Source organism: Ollibium composti (assembly GCF_004801285.1).
Classification (GTDB): domain Bacteria; phylum Pseudomonadota; class Alphaproteobacteria; order Rhizobiales; family Rhizobiaceae; genus Mesorhizobium; species Mesorhizobium composti.
The window spans coordinates 1-583 of the sequence record NZ_SSNY01000034.1 but is presented as its reverse complement, the minus strand read 5'-3'; the positions used below and the strand labels follow the sequence as shown (position 1 = coordinate 583).

The 583-nt window shown below is 53.5% G+C and carries 2 protein-coding genes; both read right to left on the bottom strand.

Annotated features, from left to right (window positions below; translation table 11 throughout):
* Positions 1-102 precede the first annotated feature (102 nt).
* Positions 103-483, bottom strand: a complete 381-nt coding sequence (locus E6C48_RS22750; protein WP_136360403.1) for a hypothetical protein — start codon at positions 481-483, stop codon at positions 103-105.
* Between the two features lie 4 nt (positions 484-487).
* Positions 488-583 (bottom strand): IS3 family transposase (locus tag E6C48_RS22370; RefSeq protein WP_136358204.1); only part of this gene is annotated, 96 nt, incomplete at its 5' end.

The following is a 583-nucleotide window of genomic DNA, read 5'->3' as shown; positions in this document are numbered from 1 at the left end:
CAGTAACGCCATGTCTATCACTCCAAAGTCCCCTGCAATCAACCAGCAGGGGTGGGTTCAAACATGGGTCACTTCTCAATGGAAAAATCCCTCAATCCCGGGTCAGCTCTCAGCGGAAATCAACAGATTTACGTAAAGCTTCGTAATGCCGAGCGGACGCATCCTCGCAAATCCAAAAGGCCAACACCGCAATCTAGGAGAGCCGACGAGATTATCGATTGCATCGATGACATCCACGACCAAGCCTTTTTGCGAGAGGTTCTTGCCAAAGCGCGCGAAGCCAAGAGACAGCTGAACATTATGGTCGATGCACTGCGGAAGCACCCGGAGATAGATGTTGATGCACTCAGGGAAGGACGGCACTCGCTGCGGAAGATCGACGGTCCTCAGCGGCAGTCCGCAATTAGTGTGGACGAAACGAAGATTATCCGGAAGCTGGTTGCACGGCTTCGCGATATGGCCTGCTGCCGGTTTTTCGGACACGGGGTTAAGCTAACATAGCTTTCTCCTCGAACTCGACGGGGCTCATATAGCCCAGTGTCGAGTGCCGTCGCCGGGGATTGTAGAAGCGCTCGATGTAATC